Source organism: Pseudorhizobium xiangyangii, from assembly GCF_020531965.1.
In the GTDB taxonomy this organism is placed as follows: Bacteria; Pseudomonadota; Alphaproteobacteria; order Rhizobiales; family Rhizobiaceae; genus Neorhizobium; species Neorhizobium xiangyangii.
This window is the reverse complement of record NZ_JAJAWH010000005.1, coordinates 184,120-202,599: the sequence shown is the minus strand read 5'-3', so window position 1 is coordinate 202,599 and position 18,480 is coordinate 184,120. Positions and strand designations below refer to the sequence as shown.

The 18,480-nt window shown below is 61.8% G+C and carries 18 protein-coding genes and 1 pseudogene; 13 read left to right on the top strand and 6 right to left on the bottom strand.

Features of this window, described 5'->3' with window-relative positions:
* Nucleotides 1-18 precede the first annotated feature (18 nt).
* The 4 genes from LH464_RS06485 (at nt 19) to LH464_RS06470 (ending at nt 2,368) form a co-directional block, all read left to right on the top strand.
* Entirely contained in the window at nt 19-264 is a 246-nt protein-coding gene (locus LH464_RS06485; protein WP_226785550.1) for a GlsB/YeaQ/YmgE family stress response membrane protein, read from the top strand.
* Between the two features lie 35 nt (nt 265-299).
* Nucleotides 300-1,274: a lipoyl synthase gene (lipA, locus tag LH464_RS06480; RefSeq protein WP_226785549.1), complete on the top strand. Its 975-nt coding sequence runs from the start codon at nt 300-302 to the stop codon at nt 1,272-1,274.
* Nucleotides 1,275-1,339: 65 nt separating this feature from the next.
* Entirely contained in the window at nt 1,340-1,909 is a 570-nt protein-coding gene (locus LH464_RS06475) for an AAA family ATPase (RefSeq protein ID WP_226785548.1), read from the top strand.
* A gap of 9 nt (nt 1,910-1,918) precedes the next feature.
* Nucleotides 1,919-2,368, top strand: coding sequence for a type II toxin-antitoxin system RatA family toxin (locus LH464_RS06470; protein WP_226785547.1), 450 nt, complete (start codon nt 1,919-1,921; stop codon nt 2,366-2,368).
* Here LH464_RS06470 and LH464_RS06465 read toward each other — a convergent pair.
* Both LH464_RS06465 and LH464_RS06460 read right to left on the bottom strand, forming a co-directional pair.
* Nucleotides 2,353-2,859: a CinA family protein gene (locus LH464_RS06465; protein ID WP_226785546.1), complete on the bottom strand. Its 507-nt coding sequence runs from the start codon at nt 2,857-2,859 to the stop codon at nt 2,353-2,355. The genes LH464_RS06470 and LH464_RS06465 overlap by 16 nt on opposite strands.
* Nucleotides 2,859-4,046 (bottom strand): bifunctional 2-C-methyl-D-erythritol 4-phosphate cytidylyltransferase/2-C-methyl-D-erythritol 2,4-cyclodiphosphate synthase, encoded by a 1,188-nt coding sequence (locus tag LH464_RS06460; RefSeq protein WP_226785545.1) that lies wholly within the window; start codon nt 4,044-4,046, stop codon nt 2,859-2,861. Before LH464_RS06460 ends, LH464_RS06465 begins: the two co-directional genes overlap by 1 nt.
* Nucleotides 4,047-4,203: 157 nt before the next feature.
* On the opposite strand from LH464_RS06460, the gene dusB reads away from it, so the two are divergent.
* The 9 genes from dusB to hflX all read left to right on the top strand — a co-directional run bounded on the left by dusB (nt 4,204) and on the right by hflX (nt 15,703).
* Entirely contained in the window at nt 4,204-5,223 is a 1,020-nt protein-coding gene (gene dusB / locus LH464_RS06455) for a tRNA dihydrouridine synthase DusB (protein ID WP_226785544.1), read from the top strand.
* Complete coding sequence (locus tag LH464_RS06450; RefSeq protein ID WP_226785543.1) at nt 5,220-6,395, top strand: two-component system sensor histidine kinase NtrB; 1,176 nt, start codon at nt 5,220-5,222, stop codon at nt 6,393-6,395. The genes dusB and LH464_RS06450 overlap by 4 nt, the downstream gene beginning before the upstream one ends.
* On the top strand, nt 6,392-7,843 hold the full coding sequence (ntrC, locus tag LH464_RS06445; RefSeq protein WP_226785542.1) for a nitrogen regulation protein NR(I): 1,452 nt from the start codon (nt 6,392-6,394) through the stop codon (nt 7,841-7,843). The genes LH464_RS06450 and ntrC overlap by 4 nt, the downstream gene beginning before the upstream one ends.
* A gap of 159 nt (nt 7,844-8,002) precedes the next feature.
* Nucleotides 8,003-10,276, top strand: a complete 2,274-nt coding sequence (locus LH464_RS06440) for a sensor histidine kinase NtrY-like (RefSeq protein ID WP_226785541.1) — start codon at nt 8,003-8,005, stop codon at nt 10,274-10,276.
* Nucleotides 10,266-11,630 carry a nitrogen assimilation response regulator NtrX gene (gene ntrX / locus LH464_RS06435; RefSeq protein ID WP_226785540.1) on the top strand — a complete coding sequence of 455 codons (1,365 nt, stop codon included), beginning with the start codon at nt 10,266-10,268 and terminating at the stop codon, nt 11,628-11,630. Before LH464_RS06440 ends, ntrX begins: the two co-directional genes overlap by 11 nt.
* Nucleotides 11,631-11,673: 43 nt before the next feature.
* The gene (trkA, locus tag LH464_RS06430) at nt 11,674-13,050 is read left to right on the top strand and encodes a Trk system potassium transporter TrkA (protein WP_226785539.1); all 1,377 of its coding nucleotides are present in this window, start codon (nt 11,674-11,676) and stop codon (nt 13,048-13,050) included.
* Nucleotides 13,051-13,068: 18 nt separating this feature from the next.
* Complete coding sequence (locus LH464_RS06425; RefSeq protein ID WP_226785538.1) at nt 13,069-13,932, top strand: D-amino-acid transaminase; 864 nt, start codon at nt 13,069-13,071, stop codon at nt 13,930-13,932.
* 110 nt (nt 13,933-14,042) lie between these two features.
* Nucleotides 14,043-14,285, top strand: coding sequence for an RNA chaperone Hfq (hfq, locus tag LH464_RS06420; protein WP_029620765.1), 243 nt, complete (start codon nt 14,043-14,045; stop codon nt 14,283-14,285).
* 44 nt (nt 14,286-14,329) lie between these two features.
* Nucleotides 14,330-15,703: a GTPase HflX gene (gene hflX / locus LH464_RS06415; RefSeq protein ID WP_226785537.1), complete on the top strand. Its 1,374-nt coding sequence runs from the start codon at nt 14,330-14,332 to the stop codon at nt 15,701-15,703.
* Between the two features lie 123 nt (nt 15,704-15,826).
* On the opposite strand, the gene LH464_RS06410 is transcribed toward hflX, so the two are convergent.
* From LH464_RS06410 to LH464_RS06395, 4 genes and pseudogenes are all read right to left on the bottom strand, one after another.
* Nucleotides 15,827-16,378, bottom strand: coding sequence for an FAD-dependent monooxygenase (locus LH464_RS06410; RefSeq protein WP_226785536.1), 552 nt, complete (start codon nt 16,376-16,378; stop codon nt 15,827-15,829).
* Nucleotides 16,379-16,587: 209 nt separating this feature from the next.
* A pseudogene (locus LH464_RS06405) lies at nt 16,588-16,953 on the bottom strand (FAD-dependent oxidoreductase); the annotation flags it as partial.
* Nucleotides 16,954-17,015: 62 nt separating this feature from the next.
* On the bottom strand, nt 17,016-17,849 hold the full coding sequence (gene mazG, locus LH464_RS06400; RefSeq protein ID WP_226785535.1) for a nucleoside triphosphate pyrophosphohydrolase: 834 nt from the start codon (nt 17,847-17,849) through the stop codon (nt 17,016-17,018).
* A 15-nt stretch (nt 17,850-17,864) separates the two neighbouring features.
* Entirely contained in the window at nt 17,865-18,443 is a 579-nt protein-coding gene (locus tag LH464_RS06395) for a deaminase (RefSeq protein WP_226785534.1), read from the bottom strand.
* Between the last annotated feature and the right edge of the window lie 37 nt (nt 18,444-18,480).

The window sequence follows — 18,480 nt, the reverse complement described above, 5'->3', positions numbered from 1 at the left end:
TAGGTAACGGAGACTTACATGGGCGTGGGCTGGTTTGCGGCAATCATCATCGGCGGTCTGGCGGGCTGGCTCGCCGGCAAGCTGATGGATGTGCGCTTTGGCATATTCATGAACATCGTGATCGGCATTGTCGGGGCTGTCGTGGCGAACGCGGCCTTCGAAAGCGCCAACATCCATGTCGCAGACGGATGGCTGGGTTACCTGGTGACAGGTTTCATCGGCTCCTGTGTTCTGTTATTCCTCGCAAAACTCGTCCGTCGTTGACGACAGCCGCTTGATGCGGCGAAGGCAGGTATTTGATGGTCACCATTCTCGATAGAACCGAAGCAGACGAGGTGAAGCGCGTCCGGCATCCGGAAAAGGCGCACCGCCCGGATACCGAGGTGTTGCGCAAGCCCGAATGGATCCGGGTCAAGGCGCCGGTTTCCAAGGGCTACGCCGAGACGCGGTCGATCGTGAAAGAGAACAAGCTCGTCACCGTCTGCGAGGAGGCGGGCTGTCCAAATATCGGCGAATGCTGGGACAAGAAGCACGCCACGTTCATGATCATGGGCGAGATCTGTACCCGCGCCTGTGCCTTCTGCAACGTCACGACCGGCCGCCCGAATGTACTTGACATGGATGAGCCGGAAAACGTCGCGAAGGCCGTCAGGCAGATGGGGCTTTCCCACGTCGTGGTCACATCGGTCGACCGCGACGACCTCGATGACGGCGGCGCCGAGCACTTCGAAAAGGTGATCTGGGCGATCCGCGCGGCATCCCCCGCGACGACGATCGAAATCCTGACGCCGGACTTCCTGAAGAAGCCTGGTGCGCTGGAGCGCGTCGTTGCCGCGAAGCCTGACGTCTTCAACCACAACCTGGAAACCGTCCCCGGAAACTACCTGACGGTTCGTCCTGGCGCCCGGTACTTCCACTCTCTGCGCCTGCTGCAGCGGGTGAAGGAACTGGACCCCACCATGTTCACCAAGTCGGGCATCATGGTTGGCCTCGGCGAGGAACGGAATGAGGTTCTGCAGCTGATGGACGACCTTCGCACCGCCGACGTCGATTTCATCACGATCGGCCAGTACCTGCAGCCGACCCGCAAGCACCACAAGGTCGAGAAGTTCGTTACGCCGGAAGAGTTCAAGTCCTACGAAACGGTTGCCTATACCAAGGGCTTCCTGATGGTCTCTTCCAGCCCGCTGACGCGCTCCTCGCACCATGCCGGCGACGACTTCGCGCGGCTGAGAGCCAATCGCGAAAAGAAGCTCCTGCAGGCGGCGGAATAAGCCGCAACCTCTCGCCTTTTATGAAAACCGCGGCGATCTTCGGCGCGGTTTTTCTGTGAGATCCCATGGCACAGGTGGACGATATTGCAGCGGCTGCTACCGCGCTACGGAGAGCCGAGCGCGTCATGGTGATCGGCTGTTCCGGTGGTGGAAAGTCAACGCTGTCGCAGGAGTTGGCCGCCGGCCTGGATCTGCCGTACGTGCCGATGGACCGTGAATTCTTCTGGCTGCCGGGCTGGGTCAAACGCGACAAGGCGGAGGAGCGCCGACTGATTGCCCAGACCGTTGCGTCGGAGCGCTGGCTCATGGATGGCAGCGGGCCATCGTCGTTCGATTTGCGCCTGCCGCGCGCGCAACTGGTCATCTGGCTGCGCCTGCCGCGATGGCAATGCGTTCTCGGCGTGGTGAAGCGCGGGGTTCGCTACTTCGGCAGGACGCGCCCGGATATGGCACCCGGTTGCAACGAGCGTTTTCCCGATTTTGAGTTCCTCGCCTACATCTGGACGTTTGAGCAGAAGTTCGTTCCGGCAATTCTGCACAATATCAATTTGCACGGTGCGCATGTGCCGGTCGTCCAGTTGAAGTCGCGTGCTGAAATGCGCAAATTCCTTGATCTTGCGGGCTTGCCTGCTTAAGTCCGATTCATGCCAAAGTTTGAAACCCATCGTCCCGTAAAGCACTCGGCAGAGCAGATGTACAATCTGGTCGCCGACATCGAAAATTATCCGCAATTCCTGCCGCTCTGCGAGGCGCTCGCCATCCGTTCCCGAAAGGAACGTGACGGCAAGACGTTGCTGATCGCCGACATGACCGTCGGCTACAAGGCGATCCGCGAAACCTTTACGACGCAGGTGCTGCTCAATCCGGCCGAACTGGCGATCGACGTCAAATACATCGAGGGACCGTTCAAGTACCTCGACAACCGCTGGCGGTTCGAGTCTGTGGCGGACGGCTCCAAGGTGCACTTCTTCATCGACTACGAGTTCAAGAGCATGATCCTCGGTGCGCTGATGGGCTCGATGTTCGACCGCGCCTTCCGCATGTTCGCCGAAGCATTCGAGACCAGAGCCGACAAGGTCTACGCGGCGGCCTGAGCCGCTTCCATCAGCATGTCGAGAGCTGTCCGAACCGTTGCAAGCCGGATTTCGCTGCGGCCGATATCGCCGTAGAGCATCTCGCGGTGGATGAGGCGCCCCGATCTTGCCTTTGCCGCGACATGCACCAGTCCGACGGGTTTTTCGAGTGACCCGCCGGTGGGGCCGGCAATGCCCGTTACGGCAACCGCGACGTCCGCCCGCGATCGATAGAGCGCTCCGTGAACCATCTGCAGGGCGGTTTCCTTCGAGACGGCACCGAATGCATCGAGCGTTGCCGCCGAGACACCGATCAGCTCCGCCTTGGCCTCATTGGTATAGGTGACGAAGCCCCTGTCCACGACGGCCGAGGAACCGGCAATTTCCGTCAGCGCCCCGGCGATCAATCCGCCCGTGCAGGATTCGGCCGTGGACAGCATCAGCTGCCGCTCCTTGTAGTGTGCGATGATGCGGGCTGCCTTGTCTTCGATATCCACCGGAAAGAGGGTCATCATGCCCGCCCACGGTAGACGACCGTGGCCGTGGCGATCGCGGCAATGCCCTCGCGGCGGCCGACGAAGCCGATCATCTCGTTGGTGGTTGCCTTTACCGAACAACGATCCACCGTGATGCCGAGGATATCGGCCATCGTCTCGCGCATCGTCTGCCGGTGCGGCCCGATCTTCGGCGCTTCGGCAATCAGGGATACGTCGGCGTTCATGATCGTGCCGCCATTCTCACGGACGATCTCTGCTGCGCGCGCGAGGAAGATGCGGGAGGCGGCACCCTTCCATTGCGGGTCGGACGGGGGGAAGTGATCGCCGATATCTCCAGCGCCACAGGTGGCGAGCAGAGCATCCGTCAGCGCGTGCAGGCCGACGTCGGCATCCGAATGACCCTTGAGCGTCTGGTCGTGCGGAATCAAGACGCCGCAGAGCGTGACGCCGTCGCCGGGCTCCAGCTGGTGGACGTCATATCCGTTGCCCGTGCGCACGTCAGGCAGGTCGTGAGTGGACAGGCGTTCATCGGCCATGGCTATGTCTCGCTTTACGGTAAGTTTGATATTGTCTGTCGATCCCTCGGCAAGGGTGACGGGAATGGCCGCCCATTCGGCAATCGAGCAGTCGTCGGTGAAGTCGTTCCTTCCGGCCGCAGCCGCGCGCTCATGGGCGTCGAGGATCGGCGAGAGCCTGAAACTCTGCGGCGTCTGCGCGGCGTAGAGGTCGGCCCGTGCGACCGTCTCCTGCACGCGTCCCTCGGTGCCCCGTTTCAGCGTGTCGGCAACGGCAAGGGCCGGCAATACCGCCTCGTTGCCCGCCTCCAGCAGCGTTGCAACGCGCTCGAGGAGGGGATGGTCGATGAAAGGCCTTGCTGCGTCATGGATCATCACATGCGTGGCGCCCGTTCCGGCCATTACCTTGAGACCGGCCAGCACCGACTGCTGGCGCGTCGCGCCGCCGAAAGTCGTCGTCACCCGCTCAATTCCGGCTACGGCTGCGGTGGCTCCGTTGAACAACCCGACATCGTCCCGGTGGATCACCACGACCACAGGCCCCGTCTTTGGCCAGCTTAGAAAGGCGTCAAGCGTGCGGGCAATCACCGGCCGGCCGCCGATCATGCGATATTGCTTGGGGCCTTCGGAGGGAGTGCCGGCCCGTTCGCCCCGGCCGGCTGCGACGATGACGACGCCTATTTGCATGATTTGGAAGCCCAGTCTCGCATTTGACACATACGGTTGACACTCGAGCACTATAGACTCACAACGCATTTTGCCAGCCGCGTCCAGCAATTGCGCTTTCTGCTCGATGGCTCTTGTGATCCATCAAAAGTCTGTCTAAAAATAATGCATTAATTCCATGTGCCCGAAAGATCACCAATTGCCTGTTCCGCATCTTGCTACATCCTTCAGCATCGGGCCGGTTTCCATCCGAAACAGAGTTGTCCTGGCGCCGATGTCCGGGGTGACCGACCTGCCGTTTCGCGAGATCGCCTGGCGCTGGGGGGCTGGCCTTGTTGTCACGGAGATGATCGCGAGCCGCGAGCTGGTGCTCAGCCGCGGCGAATCCTGGGCACGCCTGAAGCGGGCTGGCCTTGGCCCGCATATGGTCCAGCTTGCCGGCCGCGAGCCACAGTCGATGGCGGAAGCCGCCCGCATCTCGGCGGATCAGGGTGCCGATATCATCGACATCAACATGGGCTGCCCCGCCAAGAAGGTGACGGGCGGCTATTCCGGTTCGGCGCTGATGCGTGATCCCGAACTTGCCCTGTCACTCATCGAGGCAACGGTGAAGGCGGTCGATGTGCCGGTGACGCTCAAGATGCGGCTGGGGTGGGACGAGAACTCGATCAATGCGCCGGAGATTGCCCGCCGGGCGGAAGATGCGGGCGTCCAGTTGATCACCATCCACGGACGCACCCGCATGCAATTCTACGAGGGTCGGGCGGACTGGGATGCCATCCGAAAGGTGCGCGACGTCATTTCGGTACCGTTGATCGCCAACGGCGATGTCCAATCCGCTGCGGACGCGCATGAGATCCTCGCCCGCTCCGGTGCCGATGCGGTCATGGCCGGGCGCGGCGCGCAGGGCCGTCCCTGGCACGCAGGCGCACTTGCCGGGCATGCCGGCCCTTCGCGGCACGAGCAGGTGGAAATCGTCATCGAACACTACCGGGCCATGCTGGATTTCTACGGACGCGAGGCGGGCTTGCGGCACGCCCGCAAGCATCTCGGCTGGTATCTGGATCGGCTGGCGCCCGATGCGCCGTCGGAAGACAAGGTGGCCGTGATGCGTTCAACCGATGTCGAGGACGTGATGAAGCGCATGGAAATCCTGCTGAGAAGCCACATCGAAACATCCGTCAGGGAAGCAGCATGAGCAACGTCATGTCTCCGGCAAGTGACAACGCGCTTGCGCTTGCCGTTCTCAATTCCGTTCAGAACCCCGTCATCCTGGTGGACCAGGAAGGCTTGGTCGCCTTCGCCAATTGGGAGGCGGAAGCGTTTTTCGGCGCAAGTGCCTCGCAGCTCGCCAAGCACACCATCTCCACGCTGATCCCCTTCGGCAGCCCGCTGCTCGCGCTGATCGATCAGGTCCGCGAGCGCCGCGCTCCGGTCAACGAATACAGGGTCGATCTGTCGTCGCCACGTCTCGGTCAGGAAAAGCTGGTGGACCTCTATGTGGCGCCCGCATCGGGTGAGCCGGGCTCGGTGGTGGTCGTGCTCCAAGAAAGGTCGATGGCCGACAAGATCGATCGGCAGTTGACCCACCGCGCCGCGGCCCGTTCGGTGACCGGTCTGGCTTCCATGCTGGCGCACGAGATCAAGAACCCGCTGTCGGGTATACGTGGCGCCGCACAGCTCCTTGAAACCTCGGTGCCGGACGAGGATCGTGCGCTGACACGCCTCATCTGCGACGAGACGGACCGCATAGTCTCCCTCGTCGACCGCATGGAAGTATTTTCCGATGAGCGGCCGGTCGACCGGCTGCCGATCAACATCCATTCGGTGCTCGACCATGTGAAGGCGATCGCCAAGGCCGGCTTCGGCCGCGCCATCAAGATCTCGGAGAACTACGATCCGTCGCTCCCGCCGGTCTATGCCAATCGCGACCAACTGGTGCAGGTGTTCCTGAACCTGGTGAAGAACGCAGCCGAAGCGGTTGGTGACCAGCAGGATGGCGAGATCATGCTGACGACGGCCTATCGACCCGGCATTCGCCTGTCGGTTGCCGGAACCCGCGAAAAAATCTCCCTGCCGCTCGAATTCTGCGTCATCGACAACGGTCCCGGGGTCCCGTCGGATCTCGTGCCGAATCTCTTTGATCCCTTCATCACCACCAAGACAAACGGATCCGGCCTGGGCCTCGCGCTGGTCGCCAAAATCATCGGTGCTCACGGCGGTATTGTCGAATGCGACAGCCAGAACCGCCGGACTATCTTCCGCGTGCTCATGCCGATGCACAAGGAAGAGAGCACATCCGCAACTGCTGGCCATATCACGACAGGCCAGACCACCACAGGCAAGACCACCACAGGAATGTCCAAATGACTGCCACGATCCTTGTCGCCGACGACGATGCGGCCATCCGCACGGTCCTGAACCAGGCACTGACGCGGGCCGGCTACGATGTCCGGATTACGTCCAACGCAGCGACCCTTTGGCGGTGGATTTCGGCGGGTGAGGGTGACCTCGTCGTTACCGACGTCATCATGCCGGACGAGAATGCTTTCGATCTCCTGCCGCGGATCAAGAAGGCACGGCCGGATCTGCCGGTCCTGGTCATGAGCGCGCAGAACACGTTCATGACGGCGATCAAGGCATCGGAAAAGGGTGCCTACGACTACCTGCCGAAGCCCTTCGACCTGACTGAGCTCATCGCCATCATCGGTAGGGCGCTTGCCGAGCCGAAGAAGAAGCCGGCACGGCTTGACGACGACACGCAGGACGGCATGCCGCTGGTTGGCCGTTCGGCGGCCATGCAGGAAATCTACCGCGTTCTCGCCCGCCTGATGCAGACGGACCTGACGCTGATGATCACCGGTGAATCGGGCACCGGCAAAGAACTGGTTGCCCGCGCGCTGCATGACTACGGCAAGCGTCGCAATGGTCCGTTCGTGGCGATCAACATGGCCGCCATCCCGCGTGACCTCATCGAATCCGAACTGTTCGGCCACGAGAAGGGAGCCTTTACCGGCGCCCAGAACCGCTCCACCGGCCGTTTCGAGCAGGCCGAAGGGGGCACGCTCTTCCTCGATGAGATCGGCGACATGCCGATGGATGCGCAGACCCGTCTTCTTCGCGTACTGCAGCAGGGTGAGTACACCACGGTGGGCGGCCGCACTCCGATCCGCACTGACGTTCGTATCGTTGCCGCTACCAACAAGGACCTGAAGCAGCTCATCAACCAGGGGCTCTTCCGCGAAGACCTCTACTACCGCCTCAATGTCGTGCCGCTGCGCCTGCCGCCACTGCGTGACCGTGCCGAGGACATTTCGGATCTCGTCCGCCATTTCATGCAGATGGGTGAGAAGGAAGGCCTCGACGTCAAGCGCTTTGATAGCGAGGCTCTCGACGTGATGAAGGCCTACGCCTGGCCCGGCAACGTCCGCGAGTTGGAAAACCTGATGCGTCGGCTGATGGCGCTCTATCCGCAGGAGGTCATCACCCGAGAGATCATCGAGGTGGAGTTGCGGTCGGATACGCCCGACAGCCCGATAGACAAAATGTCGCCACGCGGTGAGGCGCTGACCATTTCGCAAGCTGTCGAGGAAAACATGCGGGCCTATTTTTCTGGCTTCGGCGATGGCCTGCCGCCTGCGGGTCTTTACGACAGGGTGCTGCGCGAAATGGAATACCCGCTCATCTTGGCGGCCCTGACCGCGACACGTGGTAATCAGATCAAGGCTGCGGACCTGCTAGGTTTGAACCGGAACACGTTGCGCAAGAAGATCAGGGAACTCGGCGTGTCCGTCTACCGCAGCTCGCGCACGGCTTGATCGCAGCTTGACACCTGCAGTAGATTCGTTGCATTTTCGCCACAATGCGTTGCTTAAACGCCACGCATGTCAGCCGTAGGATTCGTCCGGCAAATCACTGGATTCCGGGCTGTATTCCAACGGCAGCGATAATCTCGGTCACGCAAGGAGTTTGATGCAATGGTCGAGGGCGTTATCTCGCCCGGGGAGGAAGCCGAGCAGGATCTTGCTGTGCAGGACCGTCGCGCATCCTTTGCATTGCCCGGCCTCCTGCTGGCTGGCGGAGCGCTGATCTGCGCCATCCTGACGCTTTTCGTGCTCCTGGGACTGACACCCATCGCACCTGCCACCAACGTGGTCATCGCCTCGGCTGTGCTGAATGGCGTCTTTGTCGTCGGTCTGATCTATCTGATCGCTCGGGAAATCAACCGCCTGTCGAAGGCGCGAACGCGCGGCCGCGCCGCGGCTCGTCTCCATATTCGCGTTGTCGTGCTGTTTTCGATCGTGGCGATCACGCCTGCGGTGCTTGTGGCGCTATTCGCGAGTATTACCCTCAGTGCCGGCCTCGATCGGTGGTTCTCGCTCCGCACGCAGTCCATCGTGCAGTCCTCGATCGACGTGGCGCAGGCCTACATGCTGGAAAATGCGAGCTATCTTCAAGGCCAGACGGTATCAATGGCCAATGACCTCGAGCAGAACCGCTCGATGTTCTATCTCGACCGTACCGGCTTTGTGGATCTCATGACCCGCCAGGCTCGGGGCAGGGGCATGCTCGGGGCATTCCTGGTCCGGGAGGATGGAGCGGCGATATCCCAGGCCGACATCAAGACGGAACGTCCGCTCCCCGCCATCCCGCAGGACGCGTTGCAGAAGGCGGCAGCGGGCCAGCCGACGCTTATTCCGCCCGGCGTCACGAACCTCGTGGGCGCCATCATCAAGCTCGATGCAGTGCCTGGGTCGTTCCTCTACACCATTCGGGCCGTCGATCCGAAGGTGATGGCGGCCATGCGTCTGATGGAGGACAACGCCGCGGAATACCAGGCGATGGAGGCAGGGCGCATGTCCCTGCAGGTTGCTTTTGCAATTCTCTATCTCGGTTTCGCGCTCATCGTCTTGCTGGCGGCAATATGGACCGCCATTGCGGTGGCGGATCGTATCGTCAGGCCGATACGCCTGCTGATCACCGCGGCCGACAGCGTGGCATCCGGTGATCTGAACGTCGTGGTTCCCGTCCGTGCTGCGGACGGCGATGTCGGCAGTCTGGCCCGCACCTTCAACAAGATGATCTCGGAAATCCGCAGCCAGCGGGATGAAATTCTCGAGGCCAAGGACGAGGTGGACGATCGCCGCCGCTTCATCGAGGCGGTTCTGTCGGGTGTGACCGCGGCCGTCATCGGCGTTGAGGACGATCGGCACATCACGATCGTCAATCCATCCGCGGAAGCTTTCCTCGGCATGCCCGCCGATCAGCTTATGGGGCGCAAGCTGGAGGAGGTTGTGCCGGAGATCGACGGCGTCCTCACCGAGGCCGCGTCCCGATCCCGCGCCGATTTCCGCAAGCAGGTCAACCTGATGCGCGGAGGCAAGGAGCGCACTTTGAGTGTTCAGGTGACACGCGAAGAGCAGAGTTCGGCAAGGGATTCCTACGTCATCACTCTCGACGACATCACCGATCTGGTGATTGCGCAGCGTTCCACGGCCTGGGCGGATGTAGCGCGCCGCATCGCCCACGAGATCAAGAACCCGCTCACCCCCATCCAGCTGTCCGCTGAACGGCTGAAGCGCCGCTACGGCAAGCAGATCGCCGACGACGACCGCGCTGTCTTCGATCAGTGCACGGATACGATCGTGCGGCAGGTCGGAGACATCGGTCGTATGGTCGATGAATTCTCCTCCTTTGCGCGCATGCCGAAGCCGTCGAAGGAAGTGACCGATCTGCGCGATATCCTTCGCGATGCCGTCTTCCTCAGGGAGATGGGGACAACCCATATCGACTTCATTCGTGATCTTGGGGACGCTCCGCTCCGCGGCATGTTCGATGCACGCATGCTGGGCCAGGCGTTCGGCAATCTCGTCAAGAATGCGGTGGAGGCGATCGAAGCCGTGCCGAGCGATCAGGAACGCGAAGGCCGCAAGGTCTGGGTGAGAGCAAATTACGAAGAGGGCAGCGACAGCTTCGTCGTCGATATCATCGACAACGGCAGCGGCCTGCCGGCGGAAAACCGGCACCGGATTCTCGAGCCCTACATGACCATGCGCGAGAAGGGCACGGGCCTCGGCCTGGCGATCGTCAAGAAAATCATCGAGGAGCACGGGGGGCAGCTCGAACTGCATGATGCACCCTCCGATTTCGATCATGGCCGCGGTGCCATGATCAGGGTGCTGCTGCCGCACGTGGTGTCGGCGGGCGGCTCGGGAACTGGAAACGATAAGGAACTCGCATATGGCGTCTGATATTCTGGTCGTGGACGACGAGGCTGATATCCGCGAGATCGTCTCTGGCATCCTGTCTGACGAAGGGCATGAAACCCGCACCGCGCATGACAGCGACAGCGCGCTCGCTGCCATTTCCGACCGCGTCCCGCGTCTCGTCTTTCTCGACATCTGGATGCAGGGTTCGAGGCTGGATGGGCTGGCGCTGCTGGATGAGGTCAAGAGCCGCCACCCGGATCTGCCGGTCGTCATGATTTCCGGACACGGCAACGTCGAAACGGCAGTTTCCGCCATCAAGCGCGGCGCCTTCGATTTCATCGAGAAGCCGTTCAAGGCTGATCGACTCATCCTGATCGCCGAGCGGGCGCTGGAGAACTCCAAGCTGAAGCGCGAGGTCAGCGACCTGAAGAGACGCAGCGGTGATGCGGTGGAGCTTGTCGGAACCTCGGTCGCGGTCTCGCAATTGCGCCAGACGATCGACAAGGTCGCGCCGACCAACAGCCGCGTCATGATCCTCGGTTCCTCCGGCTCCGGCAAGGAACTCGTGGCGCGGATGATCCACAAGAAGTCCGCCCGCGCCAACGGCCCCTTCGTCGCCCTCAACGCCGCCACCATCACACCGGACCGGATGGAGATCGCGCTGTTCGGAACCGAAGGCGGACCGGGGCAGGCGCGAAAGATCGGCGCTTTGGAAGAGGCTCATCAGGGCATGCTTTACCTTGACGAGGTCGGGGAAATGCCGCGCGAGACGCAGAACAAGATCCTGCGTGTACTCGTCGATCAGCAGTTCGAGCGGGTCGGCGGCTCGAAGCGCGTGAAAGTCGATGTCCGCATCATCTCGTCGACGGCCTACAATCTCGAAAATCTCATCTCCGAAGGCATATTCCGGGAGGACCTTTATCACCGTCTTGCCGTGGTTCCCGTGAAGGTGCCGGCGCTTGCCGAACGTCGTGAGGATATCCCGTTCCTCATCGACATGTTCATGCGTCAGATTGGGGAGCAGGCTGGTATTCGGCCGCGCAAGATCGGTGACGATGCCATGGCAGTGCTGCAGGCACACGACTGGCCGGGCAATATCCGCCAGCTGCGCAACAATATCGAGCGGCTAATGATCCTCGCGCGTACCGACGGCCCCGATGCGGCGATTTCTGCGGACATGCTGCCGGCGGATCTCGGCGACATGCTCCCGAAGGTGTCGTCCAAGGGTGACCATCACATCATGACCCTGCCGTTGCGCGAGGCGCGCGAGATGTTTGAGCGCGATTACCTGATCGCGCAGATCAATCGCTTCGGCGGCAACATTTCCCGCACGGCGGAATTCGTCGGCATGGAGCGGTCGGCGCTTCATCGCAAACTGAAGTCCCTTGGCGTCTAACAACTGAAGCTGTCCGGCTCCTGCCCGCGATGAAAGAATAACGATGAAAGTCATAATTTGCGGGGCGGGGCAGGTGGGCTACGGCATTGCCGAACGCCTGTCGCAGGAGGACAACGACGTCTCCGTGATCGACACCTCCGCCTCGCTGATCAATGCGATCACCGAGACGCTGGACGTTCGCGGGTATGTCGGACACGGCGCGCATCCTGATGTTCTCGCTAAGGCGGGCGCCGAGCAGGCGGACATGATCATCGCCGTTACACTCTACGACGAGGTGAATATCGTCGCCTGCGAGGTGGCGCACGCGCTTTTCAGCGTTCCGACGAAGATCGCGCGCATTCGTGCGCAGAGCTACCTGCAACCGGAATACGCCGATCTCTTCAGCCGCCAGAACATGTCAATCGACGTGACGATCTCGCCAGAGATCGAGGTCGGCAAGATGGTGTTGCGGCGCATCTCGTTCCCAGGCGCGACGGACATCGTCCGGTTTGCCGAAGACAGCATTGCGATGGTTGCCATCGAATGCATGGAAGACTGCCCGGTCATCAATACGCCGCTGCAACAGCTCAGCCATCTCTTCCCGGACCTGATGGCGACGGTCGTCGGGATATTCCGCGACGGTCGCGTGGCGGTCGCCCATTCCGCCGATCAGTTGCAGGTCGGCGACCTTGCCTATGTCATCTGCCAGCGCGAACACGTGCGCCGCACGCTCGGCCTCTTCGGTCACGAGGAGCAGGAGGCCCGGCGCATCATCATCGCCGGCGGTGGAAATATCGGCCAGTACGTTGCCCGGACCATCGAGGAGCATCAGCCGAAGACGCGCCTGAAGATCATCGAGAGCGACCGCGACCGGGCGGCCCTGATCTCGGAACAGTTGCGAAACACCGTCGTGCTGCATGGTTCGGCGCTGGACCAGAACATTCTCCAGCAGGCGGATGTCCAGGATGCCGATCTCATCGTCAGCCTGACCAACAGCGACCAGATCAACATCCTCGGCTCGGTGATGGCGAAGTCGCTCGGCTGCAAGTCGAACCTCGTCCTGATCAACAGTTCGTCGCTCAACCAGGTGACCGAATCCCTGGGCATTGACGCGCAGATCAATCCGAGGGCGGTAACGATCTCGCGCGTCCTGCAGCACGTCCGCAAGGGCCGCATCCGCTCCGTCTACGCGGTGCAGCAAGGTTCGGCGGAAGTCATCGAGGCAGAAGCACTGGAGACGTCGCCCCTGGTGGGCAGGCCGTTCCGGGAGCTTGACCTGCCCGACGGTATCCGCGTCGGCGCGATTTATCGGGGTGGGGCGGTCCTGCGCCCCAACGGCGACACCAGAATCAAGGCGCGCGACCGCGTCGTTCTCTTTTCGACCACGCAGGCGGTCCGGAATGTCGAGCAGATGTTCCGCGTCTCCATTCAATATTTCTAGCCGAAGCGGAAACAAGCCATGTCGAGAATAGCCTATGTCAACGGCCGCTACGTTCAGCACGCGGATGCTGCCATCCATATCGAGGATCGCGGTTTCCAGTTCGCCGACGGCGTCTATGAAGTGTGCGAGGTTCGCGGCGGCCTGATTGTCGATCTGACGCGCCACCTCGACCGGCTCGAGCGTTCTCTAGGTGAGCTTCGCATGAGGAGCCCGATGAGCCGCGAGGCGTTGAAGATCGTCATCCGTGAAGTGCTGCGTCGCAATCGCGTCCGGAACGGCCTGTTCTATCTCCAGGTCACCCGCGGCGTCGCGCGGCGCGACCATTTCTTCCCGTCGGAGGACACATCGCCAACGATCACCATCACGGCAAAGTCCGTGGACCCGACGCCGATGCTGCGCAAGTACGAATCCGGCATCAAGGTCATCACCGTGCCTGAAAATCGCTGGGACCGCGTCGATATCAAGACCGTGGGCCTGCTTCCGAATGTCCTGGTCAAGCAGCAGGCCAAGGAAGCGGGAGCGCAGGATGCGGTGTTCATCGACACGAATGGTAACGTCAAGGAGGCGGCATCCTCGAACGTCTGGATCGTGACCAGGGAGGGCGTCCTGGTGACGCGACCTGCCGAGCACGGTATCCTGAGGGGGATTACCCGCACGACACTGCTGGATGTCGCGGCCCACCTCGGTGTCGGCTTCGAGGAGCGGGAGTTTACGGTCGAGGAAATGATCGCGGCGCGGGAGGTTTTCCTGACGTCGGCCACCGGATCCTGCGTCCCGATCGTCGAGGTCGATGGCAGGCCTGTCGCCAACGGCCATCCGGGCAGCGTTTCTGCCAAACTCCGCGGCGCCTTTTTGGACGTTGCGGAAAAGACGACGATTTGATAACGAGGACGTGAGTGGGGGAGGGAAGCACGGGGGCGCTTCCTAATCATCTCAAGAAGCGTACTCAAATCATCCCGGCATATGCCGGCAAAAAAGAAAGAAGCGGCGCTATGGCGGAACGTTCTCAAAACTTGCAGGATCTATTCCTTAATACTGTCCGCAAGCAGAAGATTTCTTTGACTATTTTCCTTATCAACGGTGTGAAGCTGACGGGCGTTGTCACCTCGTTCGACAATTTCTGCGTTCTGCTGCGCCGTGACGGCCATTCGCAACTCGTGTATAAGCACGCGATCTCCACCATCATGCCGGGTCAACCCATGCAGATGTTCGAGAGCGAAGAGACGGCCGCTTAACAGGACAATTACAGATTACAAATCGCGATACCTCGAATGAGTCGATGATCCCGGAGACCGAACGTCACCGGGATCATATGCGTGCAGTGGTGATCGTGCCGGTGCTCAAGCAAAGCCGCGCCGCGCGTTCCACGCAGGCAGATGCATCCATCCCGGGTGCCCAACGGTCTGACGAGGCACGGCTGGAGGAGGCGATCGGCCTTGCCCGGGCAATCGACTTGACGATTGCGCGCGGGCTTGTCGTTTCCGTTTCTCAGCCCCGTCCGGCAACGTTGATGGGCAGCGGCAAGATCGAAGAGATCAAGGCGCTGCTCGATGAACACGACGCCGGCCTGGTCATCATCGACCATCCTCTGACGCCGGTACAGCAGCGCAATCTCGAGAAGGAATGGAACGCCAAGGTCATCGACCGTACGGGTCTGATCCTCGAGATTTTCGGCCGCCGCGCCTCCACCAAGGAAGGCACGCTGCAGGTCGATCTGGCGCATCTCAACTACCAGAAGGGCCGTCTGGTTCGCAGCTGGACCCACCTTGAACGCCAGCGCGGTGGCGCGGGTTTCATGGGTGGCCCGGGTGAAACCCAGATCGAAGCCGACCGCCGGTTGCTGCAGGACCGCATCGTCAAGCTGGAGCGCGAGCTCGAGCAGGTCGTGCGCACCCGCCAGCTTCATCGGGCCAAGCGCCGCAAGGTGCCGCATCCGATCGTGGCGCTGGTCGGCTATACCAACGCCGGGAAATCGACGCTCTTCAATAGCATCACCGGCGCCGGCGTGCTGGCCGAGGACATGCTGTTTGCGACGCTCGACCCGACGCTTCGCCGCATGAAACTGCCGCACGGTCGCACGGTCATCCTGTCGGATACCGTCGGCTTCATTTCGAACCTCCCGACCCACCTCGTTGCTGCCTTCCGCGCGACACTGGAAGAGGTGCTGGAGGCGGATCTCATCCTGCACGTCCGCGACCTGTCGGACCCCGACAACGCCGCGCAATCCGCGGATGTTCTGCGCATCCTCTCCGATCTCGGGATTGACGAGAAGGAACGGGACGAACGGATCATCGAGGTCTGGAACAAGATCGATCGCCTCGACCCGGAAGCGCATGATGCTATTGCCGAAAAAGCGGAGGGCCGTCCCAACGTGCTGGCCGTGTCGGCAATTACCGGTGAAGGCGTCGATCTGCTGATGGCGGAAATCGCCAGGCGCCTCTCCGGTGTGTTGACCGAAACCACGATCACCATTCCTACCGACAAGCTGGCACTGGTCTCATGGATCTATGAGAACGCCATCGTCGACGAGCGGAAGGATCAGGAAGACGGTTCGGTGGAACTCGACGTTCGGCTGTCGGAAAGCCAGGCCGTAGAACTGGAGCGCAAGCTCGGCAATGGACCGAAGCCCGGCAAGGAAGATTGGGAGCGATAGGGCGCCGCCCCCGGCGTGCCCGTCCTCCTCGGCCTTGGCGGCTGGGGCGCAGTTCCATTGAAACCAGGAAGCCGGACGCAGGCCTGCTTCAGCTTGCTTGAACATCTCGGTCTCGTATCTGGCCTACGCGTCAGCGCGTGGCAGGACCTGGTTGAAGCCGATCCGCCCCACCGGGTCCAGAAACTCTCCCGTGACCAGTCGGCTGACGATCTGCCGCACGAGAGGCAGCCGTGTTGCCGGTCCTATGGCGAAGTCGCGCAGCGAGGGCAGCACGAGACTGTCGGACTGGTAGAACGGCGTCAGGACGAGACTCAGAGTCTGGTAGAGCCGGATATGCATCTGCCGCTGGCGAAGATGCGCCGCAAACGCCAGCTCCACTGTTTCCGATCGTTGCAGAGCCAGGGCGAGCGACGCCGCGTCCAGAAGCGCCATGTTGGCACCCTGGCCAAGCTGCGGGCTGGTCGCGTGCCATGCGTCTCCAATACGGATAACCCGCCGCCCGAGGGTCGGCTTACGCGTATGATGGCGATAGCGCGCATGCACCGGCTCGGCGATTTCAGCAAAGGGAACCGTTTCCGGCCACAGTGCCGCAACCTCGTCGATCCAGGCGGCGCGCCCCGCCGCCTGCCAGCGGTCGTAGTCACGGTTGCGCAGGCTCCAGAAGAAGGTCGCCATTCTCGGTGCGCCGTACCGACCGGCAGGACACCGGCCATGCGGCTGGCGCTATGGTAGCGCTGTTCCAGTTCATGCGGATGGAAAGGACCATTCTCAGGCCAGGGCACAGTCGCCCACAGGGCCCCATAACTCAGTTCCTTCGCCGCGATGTGGCCGATCGGGGAATTGGTGCCCATGGCATCCACAACGAGATCGGCGGCTGGTGCTTTGCGGCCGTCCTGAAGAACGATGCTGGGTCGACTGCCGTCCACAATATCGGTCACCCGAGCGGTGGTCTCGAAGCTTACGCCGGCAGAGATCGCCGCATCGAGCAGGAGATCGAACAGCGCGACGCGCTGGATGGCGATCCCTTGGACTGTCTTCCCGTAGCCGATTTCCAGAACGGTCGTGTCGGTGTGGGTAAGCTTGCCGTGCATCCGGTTGATGAACGACCCACGTCGCTTCACCTGATCGAGAAGGCCCATGTGAGCCAGTACGGCAGAGCCGGTGGGTTGTAGGACGAAGCCGGAGCCGACCGGCTGCGGCGCCACCATCTGGTCGTAGACGGCCACCGTCGCGCCCTGACGGGCAAGCATGGTGGCGAGCGAGAGCCCGCCAATGCCTGCGCCGGCGATGGTAACACTAAGGCTGTCGAGCTTCACGTCACCAACCGCTCGATAGCCTTTGCCGCCTGCCAGAGATCTTCCATCTGTTCCAGCGTTGCGGCCTCCAGGGTTTCACCCGATTTCTGAAGTTCCGTCTCGATATGGCTGAACCTGCGCCGAAACTTCGTGTTCGTGCCGCGCAGCGCGTCTTCCGGGTCGGCATCCACATGCCGGCCGATGTTGACGAGCGCGAAGATCAGGTCGCCGAGTTCGTCGGCTACCTTGGCCTGCTGTCCGCTGCGCAATGCTTCGCGCAACTCGCCGACTTCTTCCTCGATCTTGTCGAGGATTGGCTCGGCCTCCGACCAGTCGAACCCCACTTTGGCTGCTCTTTGCTGCAGCTTCTGGGCTTCGGTCAGCGCCGGTTGGCTTCGATGCACGGTGCCGAGAAAGCCGTCGCCGAAATCCTCGGTAATTCCCCGGTTTGCCCGGCGTTCCGCCCGCTCAAGCTTTTCTTGCGCCTTGATCTCGTCCCACTGCATCTTGACGGCACCCGGTGTCGAGGCCTCCGACACGGCAAAGACATGCGGGTGGCGGCGGATCATCTTGTGGGTCACCGCGTGGACGACATCGCCGAAGGAGAATTCGCCGGCTTCCTCTGCCATGCGGGCGTGAAAGACGACCTGCAGCAGGAGGTCGCCCAGTTCTTCGCAAAGATCGTCTAGATCGTTCCGTTCGATCGCGTCGGCCACTTCATAGGCTTCCTCGATCGTATAGGGCTTGATGGACGCGAAATTCTGCTGGGTGTCCCAGGGGCACCCCGTCACAGGGTCCCGCAGCGCCGCCATGATCTCGATCAGGCGCGAAATGTCTCTAGAGGCTTCCATGGGTTTCCTGCTTGGTCAGCTGAGCGGGATGGCGTTGTCGCCCTTGCCGGATTGATAGGCATCGGACAGCCGATCGTAGACGGCCCGGATTCGTGCCGATTGCTCCCGAAGCGCCGTGCGCTCCGGATCCTCGTCGCCCTCAACGAGATCGGCAAGCGCATGGGAATGCCAGAAGCCGTTCTGCCGGCGGTATCCGCCCGGTTCGAGCCCGAAGACGTCCTTGAGGATCTTCAAGTCATGCGGGATCGCGAAGGCGTCGCGGCTGTCTTCGTGGCTGAAGAAATAGTAGAAATTGTCGAACCCGGCCCAGGTGATCGCCGACATGCACATGGTGCATGGTTCGTGCGTCGAGAGGAAGATCAGGTCCTTGGTGTCGGGCTTCTCGCCCATCTCGTAGAAGCGCTTCAACGTATGCACCTCGCCGTGCCAGAGCGGGTTTTCCAACTCGTTGTTCGTCTCGGCGACGACCAGGGACAGATCCGATTTTCTGAGGATAGCGGCACCGAACACCTTGTTCCCCGCTGCGACACCAGCTTCGGTCAGGGGCAGGATGTCATGTTCGATGACGTTGAGAAGGCGGGCGGCAAGGCTCATTCGATCGGTCCTGTTCCAGCGCCGCCGCGTAGAATCG